Source organism: uncultured Phycicoccus sp. (assembly GCF_947495705.1).
Classification (GTDB): Bacteria; Actinomycetota; Actinomycetes; order Actinomycetales; family Dermatophilaceae; genus Phycicoccus.
The window spans coordinates 45,447-60,927 of record NZ_CANLZR010000004.1 but is presented as its reverse complement, the minus strand read 5'-3'; the positions used below and the strand labels follow the sequence as shown (position 1 = coordinate 60,927).

The following is a 15,481-nucleotide window of genomic DNA, read 5'->3' as shown; positions in this document are numbered from 1 at the left end:
TCCAGGGTGCCCGCATTCGGCCGTTGCGCCTAGGGTCTGTCCGTGGACGCCGACGTCATCGTCATCGGAGCGGGCCTGGCCGGGCTCCGCTGCGCCGACCGCCTCGCGGAGGCGGGACGCGCCGTCCTGCTGCTCGAACGGGAGCCGGTCGTCGGGGGCCGGCAGCGGACCGACGAGGTCGACGGCTTCCTCCTCGACCGCGGCTTCCAGGTGCTCAACCCCGCCTACCCGGCGATCCGGCGCTGGGTCGACGCCGACGACCTCGCCCTGCGTCCCTTCGGTGCCGGCCTGCTCGTGCGCCGCGACCGTGGTCTCGTCGAGCTCGCGCACCCGCTGCGCGACCCACGACGCGTCCCGGCCACCCTGCGCAGCGGGCTGCTCACCCCGGCCTCGGTCACGGCCCTGGCCCGCTGGGCCGCCCCTGTCCTCGTGACCCCTCGCCGGGTCGTGACCGGCCCCGACCGGACGGTGCGCGAGGGGCTGGACGCCGCGGGTGTCGCCGGCCCCCTCCGCGAGGAGGTCCTCGAGCCGTTCCTCGCGGGAGTGGTCGCCGAGGACCGGGGCGAGACCTCTGAGGCGTTCGTCCGGCTCCTCGTGCGGATGTTCGCGCTCGGGGTGCCGGGGCTGCCCGCCCGGGGCATCCAGGCGCTGCCCGAGTGGTTGGCCGACCGGTCCCGGCGCCGCCGGGGTGGCCCGGACCTGCGGCTGTCGACCGGCGTCGTCGGGCTCCGACCGGGCCGGGAGCCGGCCGTGGAGTGCCTGGACGGGACGACGCACACGGCCCGCGCGGTGGTCGTCGCCGTCGGCCCGGAGGCGGTCGCAGGTCTCGTCGACGTGCCGGCGCCGGTCACCCGGGGCCTGCGCACCTGGTGGTTCGCCGCCGACGAGGCCCCCACCCGCTCCGACCGGGTGGTCGTCGACGGCCGGCGCCGCGGCCCCATGGTCAACGCGGCGGTCGTGAGCAACGCCGTGCCGTCGTACGCCCCGGCGGGCAGCCATCTCGTCGAGGTGACGACCCTGCTCGGCGGCGGGGTCGACCCGACGGAGGACGAGGTGCGTCGCCAGGCGGGCGAGGTGTTCGGGACCTCGACACTCGGCTGGCGCACGATCCGCCGGGACGACATCCACGACGCGCTCCCCGCCCAGCCGGCCCCGCTGCGGGTCGCCGCCCCCGCCCGCGTCGCCGAGGGCGTGTACGTCGCCGGGGACCACCGCGACACCGCCTCCATCCAGGGGGCGCTCGTGTCGGGTCACCGCGTCGCCGGCGCCGTCCTGCTCGACCTCACGGCCGGGTGACCGGGTCGATGGCCCGCCGCCGGATCCGGATCGTCTTCCCGCACCAGCTGTTCGAGTCGCTCCTCGACGAGCGGCCGGGGACCAAGTTCGTGCTCGTCGAGGACGACCTGCTCTTCCGTCAGCAGCCGGTGCACGCACAGAAGCTCGTGCTGCACCGCGCCTCGATGCGGCTGTTCGCCACGCGGCTGCGGGAGCACGGGTTCGACGTCGACGTCGTCGAGACCGAGGCCCGCCGGCCGACGGGGGCCCGGCTGACCGCGCTCGTCGACCGGCTGGCGCCGGACGAGGTCCGCGTGCACGACGTCGTCGACGACTGGCTCCTGCGCGACCTGCGGTCCGCCCTCGCCGACGGCGGGTACGCCCTGACCCCCGAGGACGTCGAGGAGACGCCGAACTTCCTCACCACGCGCCCCGAGCTCACCGAGTGGTTCGGCGCGCACCGGGCGCGGATGCAGACCTTCTACACCTGGCAGCGGCAGCGCCTCGACGTCCTCGTCGAGGGCGCCGACCACGACCGGCCCGTCGGCGGCCGCTGGTCCTACGACACCGAGAACCGAAAGAAGCTGCCCAAGGGGCACGCCGTCCCGCCCCGGCACGGGCCGCGCCGGCTGCCCGAGGTCGAGGAGGCGATCGCCTGGGTCGGCGAGGCCTTCCCGGACGCGCCGGGGCGTGCCGCCACCTTCGACTGGCCGGTCACGCACGGGCAGGCCCGAGCCGGGCTGCGCGAGTTCGTCGACGAGCGGCTGGCCCAGTTCGGCCCGTACGAGGACGCGATCTCGACCCGGCACCCGTTCGTGTTCCACGCGGCGATCACCCCGGCCCTCAACTGCGGGCTCCTCGACCCCGCCGAGGTGCTCGAGGCGGTGCTGGCCGGTGCCGACGAGCAGGGTGTGGACCTGCCCTCGCTCGAGGGGTTCGTGCGGCAGCTCGTCGGCTGGCGCGAGTACATGCGGGCCACGTACCACCTGTACGGCCGGCGGATGCGCACGGCGAACCACCTGCGGCACGTTCGCCCCCTCGCCCGCGGCTGGTGGGACGGCTCGACCGGTCTGGACCCGGTCGACCATGTCGTCGGCGGCGTTCTGGAGCGCGGCTATGCCCATCACATCGAACGGCTCATGGTCCTCGGCAACGCGATGTGCCTGCTGCGGACCGACCCGACCGAGGTCTACGAGTGGTTCATGGCGTTCTTCGTCGACGCCTACGACTGGGTCATGGTCCCGAACGTCTACGCGATGTCGCAGTTCGCCGCCGGCACGGGCATCACGACCAAGCCGTACGTCTCGGGCAGCAACTACCTCCGGACGATGAGCGACGTCGGCCCCGGCGAGTGGCGTGCGGACTGGGACGCCCTGTACTGGACGTTCGTGGAGGACCACCGAGACGTCTTCGAGGGCAACCCCCGGTCGACGCTCGTCACGCGGTCGTGGGACAGGATGGACCAGGACCGCCGGGCCGCGCTGCTCGAGCGCGGACGCGAGGTCATCGACCGGCTCTGACGTGGGTCCGCACCGGAGCGGGAAGACCGCCGAGCCGGCGCCTGTTGGCCCCCCCGAAGGCTGGACCCGACGAAGGAGACGACGTGCCGGACACCGCAGGGACCGTGGGCACCGCCCAGATCGCCGTGACGGGGCTCGCGGTCATGGGCCGCAACCTCGCCCGCAACCTCGCCCGCAACGGCTTCCGGGTCGCCGTCCACAACCGGACGACGAGCAGGGCCGAGGCCCTCGTCGAGGAGTTCGGCCACGAGGGCGACCTCACCCTGGCCCGCTCGATGGAGGAGCTCGTGGCGTCGCTCGAGCGCCCGCGCCGGATCATCGTCATGGTCAAGGCCGGGGCCTCCACCGACGCCGTCCTCGACGAGCTCCTGCCGCTGCTCGACGAGGGCGACATCGTCGCCGACGCCGGCAACGCGTACTGGCGCGACACCGTGCGCCGCCACGACGCGCTCGCCGAGAAGGGGGTGCGGTTCGCCGGGGTCGGGGTCTCCGGCGGCGAGGTCGGCGCGCTCGAGGGGCCCTCGATCATGCCGGGCTGCGACGGCGACACCTACGGCGAGCTCGGGCCCTTCCTCGAGATCATCTCCGCCCACGTCGACGACGAGCCGTGCTGCACCCTCATCGGCCCCGACGGGTCGGGCCACTTCGTGAAGATGGTGCACAACGGCATCGAGTACGCCGACATGCAGCTGATCGCCGAGACCTACGACCTGCTGCGGGGCTCCGCCGGGCTGGCCCCCGCGGACATCGCGGACACCTTCCGGGCGTGGAACGACACCGAGCTGGAGTCCTACCTCGTCGAGATCACCGCCGAGGTCCTCGCGCACACCGACTCCTCCACCGGGCGCCCCTTCGTCGACGTCGTCCGCGACGCCGCCGAGCAGAAGGGGACCGGGCGCTGGACGGTGCAGACGGCCCTCGACCTCGGGGTGCCCGTCACCGCCATCGCGGAGGCGACGATGGCGCGCGCCGTCTCGGGCGACACCGCCCGGCGGGACGCGGTCCGCGAGGCCCTCGAGTTCGGTGCGGAGCCCCCGGGCGGCGCCGTGACCGTCGACGACCTCCGGCAGGCCCTGTACGCGGCGAAGATCGTGGCGTACGCCCAGGGCCTCGACATGGTGCGCGAGGGCTCGCAGCAGCAGGGCTGGGACGTCGATCCGGCCGACCTCGCCCGGATCTGGCGCGACGGCTGCATCATCCGGGCCCGGCTGCTCGGTGACATCACCGAGGCGGTCGAGGAGCACCCGGACGCGCCGAGCCTGCTCGCCACCCCGACCTTCGCCGCGGCGGTCTCCGACCGGCTGCCGGCGCTGCGCCGGGTCGTCTCCGCCGCCGTCGGGTCCGGAGTGCCCGCGCCGGTGTTCTCGTCGGTGCTCTCCTACGTCGACGCGCTGCGGGCCGAGCGGCTCCCGGCGGCCCTGGTGCAGGGGCTGCGGGACTACTTCGGGGCGCACACCTACGAGCGGGTCGACCGCGACGGCACGTTCCACACGCTGTGGTCCGAGGGAGCGGCCGAGGTCGAGGCCGGCTGACCGGCCGGGCCCCGACGGCCGTCAGTGGCCGGCGTGCGGGTCGGTGGGCGGGCCCAGCACGGCGGCGCCGGGAAGGCTGCCGGCGGTGACGACGACGGCGAGGAGCCCCACCGCGCCCGTCCACCGCGCGGCCCGCTCCGGTCGCAGCACCCCACGCCGCTCGAGGACCATGACGACGGTCCCCGCCGCCACGACGAGCACCCCGCCCTGCGTCATGACGAGGAGCATCGCCGCCCACGACGTCGCGACGCAGCGGGCCCCCAGCCGCAGGCCCGCGTCGAGGCAGTCCCGGTCGGCTCGCCGGCCGGCCAGGGCGAGCGGGCGGGTGGCACCACAGCGGCGGAGCCGAACCAGGTGGTCCCGCGACCGCGCCACGACGACGGCCAGCGCGGCGGCTCCGGCGACGGCGGGGACGGCACCCACGAGCAGCACCAGCCGGGGGGCACCGAGCATCATGCCGGCGCCGACGGCGACCCACACCCCGAGGTAGCCCACGAGGAGCAGCGCCACCGCCCGGTACCGGCGGCGCCACAGGCTGGACACGGCCAGCTCGTGAGCCGGGGCGAGCGCGAGAGGCGCCATCATCGCCGCGGACATGACCGCGGCGTGCGTGAGCAGCGCCGTCGCGTCGTGCTCGGTCGGGCCCCGCAGCAGCCGCGACGGGTCGACCGGCACGGCGGCGACGAGGGCGACCCAGCCGGTGGCCGCCACGACCGCCACCGGCCACTCGGGACGGTGGCGGTGGACGCGGGTCAGCGTCGCGGGTGCCGTCGTCACGGTGCGGCTCACGCGTAGAACACGCTGACCCGGGCGACGGTGACGTCGCCGGTCCCGACCGTCCCCGTCGCGTCCGGGATGGGGACGAAGGTGACGGCGACCGAGCTGCGGTCCCACTGGCCGGCGGCGGACAGAGCGCGCGCGATCCTCGTGATGTCGAAGGTGGCGCCCAGCCCGCTGCCGCTGTGCCGGGCGTCGCGCTGGGAGGTCTCGATGACACCGAACATCGACACGACCCCGGCCCGGCGGTCGGGGAAGTCGGCCGGCCGCCCACCCGGGGGCAGGTTGACGTACACGACGACCCCGCTCGTGTGGATCGAGGTGCCGGTGATGTTCTCGAGGCGGAGGTAGACGCTGACGTTCGGCGGGACCCGCTCACCTTCCTCGAACCGCTCGGCGGCGGGCCCGGACGGCCGGCCCAGCCGGATCCGGGTCGTCGTCGCGCTCGGGCCGAGTGCGATCTCGGACTCGGAGGCTCCGACCAGCTCGGGGGGACCCTCCTCCTCGCGCCCCGGCTCGACGGACTCGTCGAACCACTCGCCCTCGGCCTCCGGCGTGGGGGTGAGGGGCATGTCCGAGTAGCGGTAGCCGAGCGGCGGCTGGCGGGGATCGAGCAGGCGCCGGGTGGTGATGCTGGTCGTCGTCGTCCCGGACCCGAAGGTCCACGACGCGTCGAGCCACTGCGGGTCGGTCGGGTTGCGGTGCGAGGCGGGACGGTCGCGCAGCCAGGCCTCCCACATCCGGTCGATGTTCGCGTGGTGCAGCCAGAAGATGGGGTCCTGGCCGGCGGTCTCGAAGCGCGACATCAGGTTCGCGCCCGCCCGACGCCCGCCCACGGCCACGTGGACGTTGCCGTGCGGGGTGCGTTCGAGCACGCCAGCGGCGCTGCCGGCGGCCCCGAAGTGGGACCCGACCGGCCCGCGCAGCCCACCGAAGTGCACGGCGACGCTGGACGCGGGGGTGAACACGTGGGCGCCGGCGACGTCGCGGGTGCTGACGTCGTCGGGCTGGAGCCGCGCGCCGCCGTTGATCCCGGGAGCACGCGCCGCGACGAGCAACGGGTTCGGTGTGCCGTCCGGGAGGGTGGCGGCGCGGAAGGCCGGGGGCAGGCTGCGCACCTCGGGGCGGCTGGCCCCGTCGGTGTAGTCCCAGAACGGCAGTGCCCAGTCGGCCGGGCCGCCGAGCCGGACGATCTCGTCACGCATGACCCGCTCGAAGTGGTGCAGGTAGGCGCGGTGCCACGGCAGGAAGTGCCACGTGAAGTGCTCGCACTGGTCCCAGCGGGCCCCCGCCGGCCACGCGCGCCGGTCCAGGTCCGTCCCGTGGGTCTCGGCGAGGTGCCGCCAGCACCGGGGGTCCCGGAAGTCCGAGCCGTCGCGTGCCTGGAGAGCGCGCACGCCCCGGGCGTACCAGAGCAGCGTCGGGTGCCAGGTGGAGGTGGCGCTGAGGGTCCAGGCGTCCTGGCGCACCCGCACGCCGGGCGTGGGGGTGGGGGTCGGCGTGGGCGTCGGGGTCGGGGTGGGCGTGGGGGTCGGCGCCGAGCCCAGCGCGAGCAGCTGCGGCCAGGTCTTCTCGCCGATCTTCCCGTCGCGCACGAGCCCGCGGCAGGCCTGGAACATCAGCGTCGCCTTCTCGGTCCCCTCGCCGAACTTGCAGTCCGTCGTCAGCGGGTCCTGCCCGAGCCGGCCGAGCGCGGCGCGCAGGGCCGAGATGTACTGCTGCGTCGCGGGCCGGGTGTCGCTGCAACCCGGGGTGCCGGCGCGGTGCTGCGCGAGGAAGGTGTTGAGCAGGGTCTGGGCCCGCCCGACCCACGGGTTGCGCGACCGCCGCGTGCTCGTCCCTCGGTAGATGAGCGGTGGTGCGCCACTGACCGGCGCTCCGCACCCGGCCACGGTCTCCGCCTCCGGCTCCACGGCGGTGCCGGTGAACGCCTCGTGGTCGCCGCTCGTCCCCACCGGCACCTCGAAGGGGGACTCCGGCCAGCCGGCCCCGGTGTGACCCTCGGTCGTCGGCGGTGCCGCGACCCACGCCTCCTCGGTGAAGGCCTGCCCCGTGAACGCCTCGTCGGTGAAGCCCTCCCCGGCGTCCGCGAGGAGGCCCTCGTCGAGCCACTCCGCCTTGTCGGGTCCGGCCTCCGGCATCAGCCACGGCGTCTCCATGTCCGTCATCGCGCACCTCCTTCAGCGGCGGGACGGGACCGGCGCACCGGCCGGCACGACGGTGATCGGCACCGAGCGCTGCTTGAGGTCGCGACCGGACGCCGCGGCCCACTCGGTGATGACCCGGCGGACCTCGGAGCCGAGCGGCCGCTGCCCGGGCGGGAGCGGCGGCGTGGCCGGGGGCGCGGCCGTCTGGTAGAGCAGCCACGCCTGGCCGCTGGAGGTCACCCAGCCGGCTTCGAGAGCCCGCAGGAGCAGCGAGAGCTCGGTCGCCATCGCGAAGAAGGAGTTCGCTCGCGAGTGCGGCATGAGCTTGACGCGCTCGCCGATGACGCGCAGCCGGTCGGCCGAGCTCGTCGCCTCGGCCCGCAGGTCCCGCACGACCGAGGTGTTCGAGCTGACCGTCAGCTCGACCCAGCCCATCGCCGTCGTGGCGGCCAGCTCCTCACGCCCGAGCACCGCGCCGATCCGCCGGGACCGGAGCATGAACCCGAGCTGTTCCGAGAGGCGGTAGATCCGGTCGTCGTCGGTCGTGTTCCCGGCGACGAGGTTGCGGACGTTCTCGATGGCCCGCCAGAGCTCGAAGAGGAGCTCCTCGAAGACCTTGACGAAGCCGCGGTTGGAGGCCTCCGCCTTGTCGAACGGGTAGGGCGCGTTGGCGTCGGTGCCGTGGGCGAGGTCCATCCCGAACAGTCGGTAGTACGCGTTGCGGCGCACCGCCTCGGCGTCGGGGCGGACCCCGCTCGTCGACAGCCAGGCCGCGAACGGGTTGGCGGCGTTGAACAGCAGCGCCTCCGTCGCGTCGAGCCAGCGCTGGGTCGGGACGCTGGGCACGCCGAGGCCTTCGCCGCTGCGGAAGGCCCGCACGACCCGGGCGAGGATCTGCGGTGCGCGGGTGTTCTCGATCGCGTAGCCGTAGATGAGGTGGTCCCAGGCGGGCTGTGCGGGCATCGGGACCGGGGCGGGGGCGGCCGGGGGCGGGCGCCAGGCACCGGTCGCGAACGCGTTCGTCGCGAGCAGCTGGCTGCGTGCCGGGCCGGCGGGGGGCTGGCCCTGGGCCCACAGGTCGGCCTCGTTCCACACCTGCTCCATCCGCAGGACGAGGTCGAGCGGGTCGGCGGTGAGCACGGCGGCCTGGGCGCCGGCGAGGTCGCCACCGTTGACCGCGGCGATCTGCTGGACGAGCTGGGGGATCATCGCGGGCCGTCCTTCGCATCGTGGGGTCGGTACATCGGGGGTACGGCCTCGCCGATGAAGCGGACGGGTCCGTCCCAGTCGGTCTCGAGGCTCGTGAAGTTGAGCGTCCGCTGGTCCCCGCCGAGCGAGGCCCGGATCGTCCCGAGGGCCTCGGCGACCCCGTCCTCGAGGTCCACGGCCGTCGAGGGTGGGGCGAACTGGCGCATCGGAGCCAGGACCTCGGCGATGTCGGCGAGGCCACGGCCGATGTCGTCCAGGCCGCCGATGCTGCCGAGGGCGGTCCACAGCCGCTCCGACTGGGACTCGGTGCCCTCGCTCAGCTGGTGGATGGAGCGCTGCACGCGGCCGAGCGAGTCGGCGACCTCGCCCAGCTGCTGCTCGACCCCGCCCATCCGCCGGTCCAGGCTGCGGACGGTCGGCTTCTCGTCGGCCACGGGACTCTCCTTCCTTCGGTCACGCTGCGCGTGAGGTGTCGGTGAACCAGGTCTCGGCGCGCTGCACCCACTCGGCGGCGCGCTCGGCGTGCTCGGCCTCCCGGAGCCCGGCGAGCGCGACGATGCGGATGCCTTCGGTGCGGCGCCAGTGCGGGGACGTCCAGAGGGCGGGGCCGGTGGCACGCTCGAGCTCGCCGAGGGCCCGCGGCGACACCCGGCCGGGGTCGACGACGGCGGTCACCGGGCGGCCGCCGAAACCGGGGACGGGCGTCGTGAGGCAGGTCCGGGCGATCCGGTCCATCCGCTCGTGGGAGCGGCGGAGCAGCGGAGCCGTGGACTCATCGGCGCGGCTCAGCGGGTTGGCGGTCACCACCGCCTCCTCGAGGCGGTCCCACGGGCCGCTGCCGTACGCGGCGCGGCACATCGCGACGCCGAGCAGGACCCGGAGCCACCCCACGGGGTGCGGGTCGCCGAGCGGCCACCGCAGGATCGTCCGGGAGTCGGCGACGACGTCGTGCAGAGCCGCCACCGACGCGTACCCGGTGAGGGTGAAGGCGTAGACGTCCGCGGTGATCTCACTGCTCCACGGCTCCCACATGGCCCGCAGCGCCGGGTCGTCCGCGAGCGCCCGCCCCAGGGCCCCGCGGAGCGCGTCGTTCCAGCCGGTGAGGTGCGCCACCTGGTGGCCCGTCTCGTGGAACAGCGACGTGGGCCGGAACAGGTTGTGCCGCACGATCTTGATGGCGGCCACGGGGTTGACGGTGCCGGGGGCCCACAGCCGGATGCCCACCCGGATGATGCTCGCGCCGAGCCCCTCCCCGATGTAGGTGAGCACGGGCGGGACCACGATGCCGACCTGGCCCAGCGAGGCCTCGATGCTCTGCTGGGCGAGCCGGTCCAGGGTCGTCATCGTCGAGGTGAGGCGGGTGCTCGTGCGGGTGTTGACCGCCTGGCCGAAGAAGTCCAGCGTCGTCTCGACCTGGAGGTAGCGCCGCCGGAACCGCTCGACGGCGGCCTGGGCCACGGGCAGCAGGGTGGGGTCGGTCCGGGCGGCCCGTACGGCCGCCTCGGCAGCGCGCCCGACCCGGATGAGGTCGTCGACGGTGCGCGCGAGCTGGGTGCGCACCGGCAGGCCGACCGCCTGCTCCACCGACTGCCAGGCCGCCTTCGAGGCGAACGACTCCGCGTCGAGGCACCCTCGGGCCGACCCGAGCCAGTGCTGGACCTGGCGCTCGAGGTCGTCGGCGAGGGCGAGGCTCACGGCTTGCTCCGCCCCGGCTCGAGGCTCACGGTGGCCGTGGCCGGGGTCCCGCCGGTCGCCGCGAGTCCGCTCACCCGGACCAGGACGGTGACACCGCAGCGGGCGTCCTGCGCGGCCTGGACGAAGCCCTGCCCGTTCGTGCGGGCCCACGCCGCGAGGGCGGTGCTGGTGGCGGCCCGGATGCGGCGGCGGAGCCGGGCCCGTTGGGCCGGGGAGACGCGGTGGCTGTGGCGGCGCCGGCCGCGGCGACTGCGGGCGCGACGCTCCCACTCGTCCTCCCACTGGGCTTCCCACTCGGCCTCCCACTCGGCTTCGCGGCCGACGTTCGGGATGCCGACGGCGGGACCGGCGCGGTCCGGGCCGCCGCCGGGGATCTGCACCGCGCCGTCGCTGCGGCCCACGGACCGTCCGGCCGCGCGCAGCGACTCCAGGAGCGCCTTGAGCAGAGCCGGGCTCGCGGGGTCGGCGCCGATCGCGGCGGCCACCTTCTGGGCGTCCGGCTCGGAGAAGTAGAGGGCGATGCGGGCCTCGCCGCGGCGCAGGTCGATGCGCATCCGGCGGTCGCTCGCCTGCCCCGGGTCGCAGGCGGGGGCCATCCGCGTCGGCACCGGCGCCGGCGTGGGGCGTTGCCCGACGGGCTGGAGGTGGAAGAACCGCTGTCCGACCGAGATGCGGTGCCGGGACTGGAGGAAGCGTGAGGGGACGTCGACGCCCAGGCGGGGCTCGCGCAGGAGCGCGGTCGCGGCGGCGCGGGTGAGCGGGTGGAGGTGGCTGTAGGCGCCGTGGGTGCCGCTGGGCCCGAGGATGCCCGCGAGCCGGGCCAGTGTCGGCAGGGTCGTCCCCGCCCCCGCCTCGAAGATCTGGACCCGGAAACGGCCGGGGAGGGTGAGGCCGTGGGCACGCAGGGCCGCGTCGAGGGTCACGCCGCCGAAGGTGCGGATGGCCGCCGCCTGCGCCGGGCTCAGCTCGATCTCGGGGGTCCGGCTGAAGGCCTTGAAGGCGTGCGGGGTGCGGGCGTGGCGTGTCACGAAGGTCCCACCCAGCGACGGCGCGATCCGCAGGTCGGGCCGGACGAGGGCGTCGGGGAAGTTCGCGGCGACCGACTGCTCGAAGGCCTCGGCGACGGCCACCTGGAGGAGGCTCTCGTCCTCGAGCACGTGGTCGGGCTGCTCGGCGAGGCGGCGGACGGTGTCCTCGACGGTGGAGGCGAGCATCGCGGGGACCGCGTCCGCCTCGAGCTCGGCCTCGCCCTCGCCTTCGGCCTCGAGCCCGATCACCCGCAGCCCGACGTCGACGACGGCGCGGGACAGGGGCTGGGAGAGCTTCGGCCCCACCCAGCGACCGATGAGCCGGGCGAGGTACTTCGCGAGGAAGTTGACGACCTTGGTGCGGCCCACGAGCCGGAGCCCGAGCCGGAGCGCGGGCAGGATCGCGGGGATGAACTGCTCCATCGCCGGGCCGAGATCGTCCTCGTCGCCGGCGGAGCGGACCCGGCCCATGAACCGCGCGCGGGCGGCCGCGAGCTGCTCGAGCTCGGTGCCGACGGGCAGGTCCGCCTCGGTGTCACCGAAGGACTCCGCCTCCTCGAGCGCCTCGGGCACGACCATGGCGCCGGCGAGCGTGGCGTCGAAGGACTCGGCGAGGGTCTCGGGGTCCAGGACGCCGACGGGTGAGCCGGCGAAACCCTCGGCGAGGGTCTCCTCCTCGGCCTCGTCCTCCAGCTCGTCGAACGACTCGCCTTCGAGCTCACCGATGCCGAGCTTCTTCGCGAGGATCCGGGCGGGCGGCCGCAGCGGGGCGGGCAGCCGGCCGATCGCCATGCCCAGGACCCGCTTGAGCAGCGGCCGGATGAGGCCCTTGAGCTTCTTGAGGATCGCCCCGAGGAAGGGGACCTTGCTCACGACCTTCTTCGCGACCTTGGCGACCTTCTTGACGATCTTCTTCGCCTTGCGGATGAGGCCGCCGAGGAACTGCTCGCCCGCCACGGAGACGCTGGCCGCGCCGGGGTCGAACCGCTCGAGGATGCTCTCGAGCTCGGCCTCCGAGACGGACTCCGGGTCGACCGGGGCCAGGTGCTCCATGAACCGCTGGATGCACCGCTCCGCCTCGGCGCCGATCGGGTCGAGGTGCGACTCCGCGAGCCGCTCCCGGGCCGACCCGAACGCGTCCGGCGACTCCCCCTGGAGGCCGACGCCGGCGGCCTCGGACGTCTCGGCGACGAGCTCGGCGAGCGCCTCGTCGAAGGACTCGTCGCGCAGGTCCTCGAAGGTCTCGAGGAACAGCTCGGTCTCCTCGTCCTCGAGCTCGAAGGAGGCGCCGCCCGGCCCGCCGAAAGGCGACGCGGTCTCGGTCCACGGGAGGAGACCGAGCGGTTCGGGGCCGGCCTCGTCGCCGGGGGACTCCTCGGCGAAGGGGGTCTCCGGTGCGACGAGGATGCCCGTCTGCTGGGTGTCCGGCATGAGTCCCTCCGAGATCGGTGTGAACAGGACACCGACCATCGTCCGCAGCGGGGGTCCCCACGCCGTGCGCCACCGCGCCCCGCCCGCGTGGGCCCGGCGACCGCGCCGTGACCCCGGGTGCGTCCGCCGGGCGTCGTGCCCGCGTCCCCCATCCGTCACTCCCGTGTACGCCCGTTGCACGCTCCCCACAGGTCCGCGATACTCGCGGGACGTCCCCGATCTTCCGATCTCCACGCTGACGCCGCCCGCTGCATCCCGGGCGGTGAGGGAGGGGGCCGCCGGTGTCCAGCCCGCGTGTCCGCCGCCAGGTGCGGGTCCTCGGTCGCCTGGCCGTCGTCCCGGACGACCACCTGCCGGCCGCGGCCCGCCGGGCCATCGCCTACCTCGCCGTCAAGGGGCCCGTGGCCCAGCGGTCCCTCATGAGCATGGAGCTGTGGCCGACCGTGCTCGACGAGCGGGCCCGGGCGAACCTGCGTCGGGCCATCTGGCAGACGCCGCCGGGCTGGCTCACCGCGACGTCGTGGGAGGTCACGCTCGAGGCGGACGTCGACCTCGCCGAGGCGCGACAGGTGGCCGACCTCGCGCTCGACTGCCGGCCCCTCGACGCCAGCCAGATCGACCTGCTGACCCGCGACCTCCTCCCGGGGTGGTACGAGGAGTGGCTCGAGGACGAGCGCGACACCTTCCACCTTGCGCGGCTCCAGGGGCTGGAGGCGGTGTGCCGGACGGCGACCGGGCTGCGCCAGTTCGGCCTCGCGACGCGGGCCGGGCTCGCGGCCGTCACGGCGGAGCCGCTGCGGCAGTCGGCCGTTCTCGCGCTCGTGCGGGCGCACCTCGAGGAGGGCAACTCCTACGAGGCACTGCGCCGGGTGGAGCACTACCGGGACCTGCTGCGCACCGAGCTCGGGGTCGATCCGGCGCCCGAGGTGGTCGGGCTCGTCGCCGACGTGGCGCACCCGAGCTCCACGGGCTGACACCGTCGGTGCATCGGCGTAGCGTCGCCGGGGTCGACGACGTCCGACCGAGGGAGCCCACCATGGCCAGCCAGCTCAACCCGTACCTCAACTTCGACGGGACCGCCCGCGAGGCGATGTCCTTCTACCAGCAGGTCCTCGGCGGCGCTCTCGAGGTGATGACCTTCGGCGAGTACGGCATGGAGGGGCCCGGCTCGGACAACGTCATGCACGCGCGGCTCGAGACTCCCGACGGCTTCGTCCTCATGGCCTCCGACCTGCCTCCGGGCCAGGAGGGTGGGGTCGCGTCAGCCTCCAACGTGCACGTCTCGCTCAGTGGGACCGACGACTCGCTGCGGCGCTTCTGGGAGGGCCTCGCCGAGGGGGCCACCGTGACGATGCCGTTCGAGAAGCAGATGTGGGGCGACGAGTACGGGTCGCTCGTCGACCGCTTCGGCATCTCGTGGATGGTCAACATCGGCACCGGTGAGCAGGAGGGCTGACCTACGGGGTCACCCGGCCACGGCGGCCTCGAGCTCGTCGAGTGCCTCGCCGGTGTGCACCGCGAGGCGCTGCAGGTGCGGCAGCGCCTCGCGGTCGCCGACGAAGCCGATGTTCAGCGTGCCGGCGTACGACTGCGCGGTGATGTTGAGGGCCATGGAGTGCCCGGGGATCGACATCGGGTACGTCGCCTCCAGCCGCGCACCCCGCCAGTACAGCGGCTTGGTGGGGCCGGGGACGTTCGAGATGCAGACGTTGAGGGTCAGCGGCACCGGCAGCGGCAGCCCGGTCATGGCCCGGGCCACCTGGAGGCCGGCCGGTGCGAGCAGCATCGCGCTGTACGCGATGACCGCGTCCCCGGTCATCCCGCGCATCCGCGCCTTCGCCGCGCGCGAGGACGCCGCGATGGCCGAGAGCCGCGCCGCGGGGTCCTCGATGTCGGTGCCGAGTGAGACCAGCGTCGCGCCCAAGTAGTTGCCGCCGCCGTCGCTGTCCTGGGCGCGCACGTTGACCGGGACGAAGGCGATGAGGGGGCGGTCGGGCAGCTCGTCGAGGTCACCGAGGAAGCGCCGCAGCCCACCCGCACAGATCGCCATGAGGACGTCGTTGAGGGTCACGCCGCGCCCCCGGGCGACGGCCCGGAGCCGCTCGAGGTCGTACTGCTGCGTCGCGAACCGGCGGGAGCGGCCGGTGCGCCCGTTGAGCACCGACATCGGGGCCTGGTACGACGTCACGGCCCGGGTCGAGGTCTGGCCGCGGCGGATCTGGGTCTCGGCGAGGGTGCGGGCGACGGCCGGCAGCGCCGTGAGGGAGGCCGACACGCTCGCGAGGATGGCGGCGACGTCGCCCACCGGCTCGGGCGGGGCGTCGGTGGCCCGGGGCCGGCGGGTGAGGCTGAAGAAGTGTGGATGGGCGCGGTCGCCGGGGTCCTCGGTGAGCCCGCGCTGGAGGAACCGCATCCCGGTGTACCCGTCGACGAGACTGTGGTGGATCTTGACGTACACGGCGAACCGCCCGGGGCTGACGCCCTCGATGAGGTGCAGCTCCCACGGCGGGCGGCGGAAGTCGACCTGGTTCGAGTGCAGCCGCGACACGAGCACGCCGAGCTCGCGCTCGCCGCCCGGGGCGGGCAGCGCCGAGTGCCGCACGTGGTACCCCATGTCGACCGTGGTTTCCTCGACGAACCGGTGGATCGGCTGCCGCATGACCCGCCGGGTCTGCAGCCGCAGCGTCCACGGCGGCTCCACCGGGGCGGCGCGCAGGTCGGCCTCGAGGTCGCGCAGGAAGGTCTCGTCCTCGCCCTCGGGGTACGAGAAGTGCAGGAGGGACCCGACATGCATGAGGGTCTCCGGGCTCTCGGCCAGGAGGAACACGGAGTCCAGCGGCGAGGCCCAGCGGCTACGACCCACCCGC

Annotated in this window: 12 protein-coding genes; 5 read left to right on the top strand and 7 right to left on the bottom strand. The window is 74.6% G+C overall.

From position 1 onward, the window contains the following. Window positions 1-42 precede the first annotated feature (42 nt). The 3 genes from Q0963_RS07370 to gndA all read left to right on the top strand — a co-directional run bounded on the left by Q0963_RS07370 (window position 43) and on the right by gndA (window position 4,327). The gene (locus Q0963_RS07370; protein WP_367180037.1) at window positions 43-1,296 is read left to right on the top strand and encodes an NAD(P)/FAD-dependent oxidoreductase; all 1,254 of its coding nucleotides are present in this window, start codon (window positions 43-45) and stop codon (window positions 1,294-1,296) included. Next, complete coding sequence (locus tag Q0963_RS07365; RefSeq protein ID WP_367180036.1) at window positions 1,293-2,795, top strand: cryptochrome/photolyase family protein; 1,503 nt, start codon at window positions 1,293-1,295, stop codon at window positions 2,793-2,795. The genes Q0963_RS07370 and Q0963_RS07365 overlap by 4 nt, the downstream gene beginning before the upstream one ends. A 143-nt stretch (window positions 2,796-2,938) precedes the next feature. Further along, window positions 2,939-4,327, top strand: coding sequence for an NADP-dependent phosphogluconate dehydrogenase (gene gndA, locus Q0963_RS07360; RefSeq protein ID WP_299444997.1), 1,389 nt, complete (start codon window positions 2,939-2,941; stop codon window positions 4,325-4,327). Window positions 4,328-4,348: 21 nt separating this feature from the next. Here the strand turns inward: gndA and Q0963_RS07355 are convergent, their stop codons facing one another. Genes Q0963_RS07355 through Q0963_RS07330 form a run of 6 tightly spaced genes read right to left on the bottom strand, consistent with a single transcriptional unit; the run spans window position 4,349 to window position 12,614 of the window. Beyond that, window positions 4,349-5,116, bottom strand: coding sequence for a DUF2182 domain-containing protein (locus Q0963_RS07355; protein ID WP_299444744.1), 768 nt, complete (start codon window positions 5,114-5,116; stop codon window positions 4,349-4,351). Next, complete coding sequence (locus Q0963_RS07350) at window positions 5,113-7,272, bottom strand: tyrosinase family protein (protein ID WP_299444742.1); 2,160 nt, start codon at window positions 7,270-7,272, stop codon at window positions 5,113-5,115. The genes Q0963_RS07355 and Q0963_RS07350 overlap by 4 nt, the downstream gene beginning before the upstream one ends. 12 nt (window positions 7,273-7,284) lie before the next feature. After that, window positions 7,285-8,460, bottom strand: coding sequence for a hypothetical protein (locus tag Q0963_RS07345; RefSeq protein WP_299444740.1), 1,176 nt, complete (start codon window positions 8,458-8,460; stop codon window positions 7,285-7,287). Continuing rightward, window positions 8,457-8,894, bottom strand: coding sequence for a hypothetical protein (locus tag Q0963_RS07340; RefSeq protein ID WP_299444737.1), 438 nt, complete (start codon window positions 8,892-8,894; stop codon window positions 8,457-8,459). The genes Q0963_RS07345 and Q0963_RS07340 overlap by 4 nt, the downstream gene beginning before the upstream one ends. A gap of 19 nt (window positions 8,895-8,913) precedes the next feature. Continuing rightward, the gene (locus Q0963_RS07335; RefSeq protein ID WP_299444735.1) at window positions 8,914-10,155 is read right to left on the bottom strand and encodes a hypothetical protein; all 1,242 of its coding nucleotides are present in this window, start codon (window positions 10,153-10,155) and stop codon (window positions 8,914-8,916) included. Next, entirely contained in the window at window positions 10,152-12,614 is a 2,463-nt protein-coding gene (locus Q0963_RS07330) for a hypothetical protein (RefSeq protein WP_299444733.1), read from the bottom strand. Before Q0963_RS07330 ends, Q0963_RS07335 begins: the two co-directional genes overlap by 4 nt. Window positions 12,615-12,895: 281 nt before the next feature. On the opposite strand from Q0963_RS07330, the gene Q0963_RS07325 reads away from it, so the two are divergent. Together Q0963_RS07325 and Q0963_RS07320 are read left to right on the top strand one after the other, a co-directional pair. Continuing rightward, window positions 12,896-13,588: a BTAD domain-containing putative transcriptional regulator gene (locus tag Q0963_RS07325; RefSeq protein WP_299444731.1), complete on the top strand. Its 693-nt coding sequence runs from the start codon at window positions 12,896-12,898 to the stop codon at window positions 13,586-13,588. Window positions 13,589-13,650: 62 nt separating this feature from the next. Continuing rightward, entirely contained in the window at window positions 13,651-14,070 is a 420-nt protein-coding gene (locus Q0963_RS07320; RefSeq protein ID WP_299444728.1) for a VOC family protein, read from the top strand. Between the two features lie 9 nt (window positions 14,071-14,079). Here the strand turns inward: Q0963_RS07320 and Q0963_RS07315 are convergent, their stop codons facing one another. Continuing rightward, complete coding sequence (locus Q0963_RS07315) at window positions 14,080-15,477, bottom strand: wax ester/triacylglycerol synthase family O-acyltransferase (protein ID WP_299444726.1); 1,398 nt, start codon at window positions 15,475-15,477, stop codon at window positions 14,080-14,082. Window positions 15,478-15,481 lie beyond the last annotated feature (4 nt).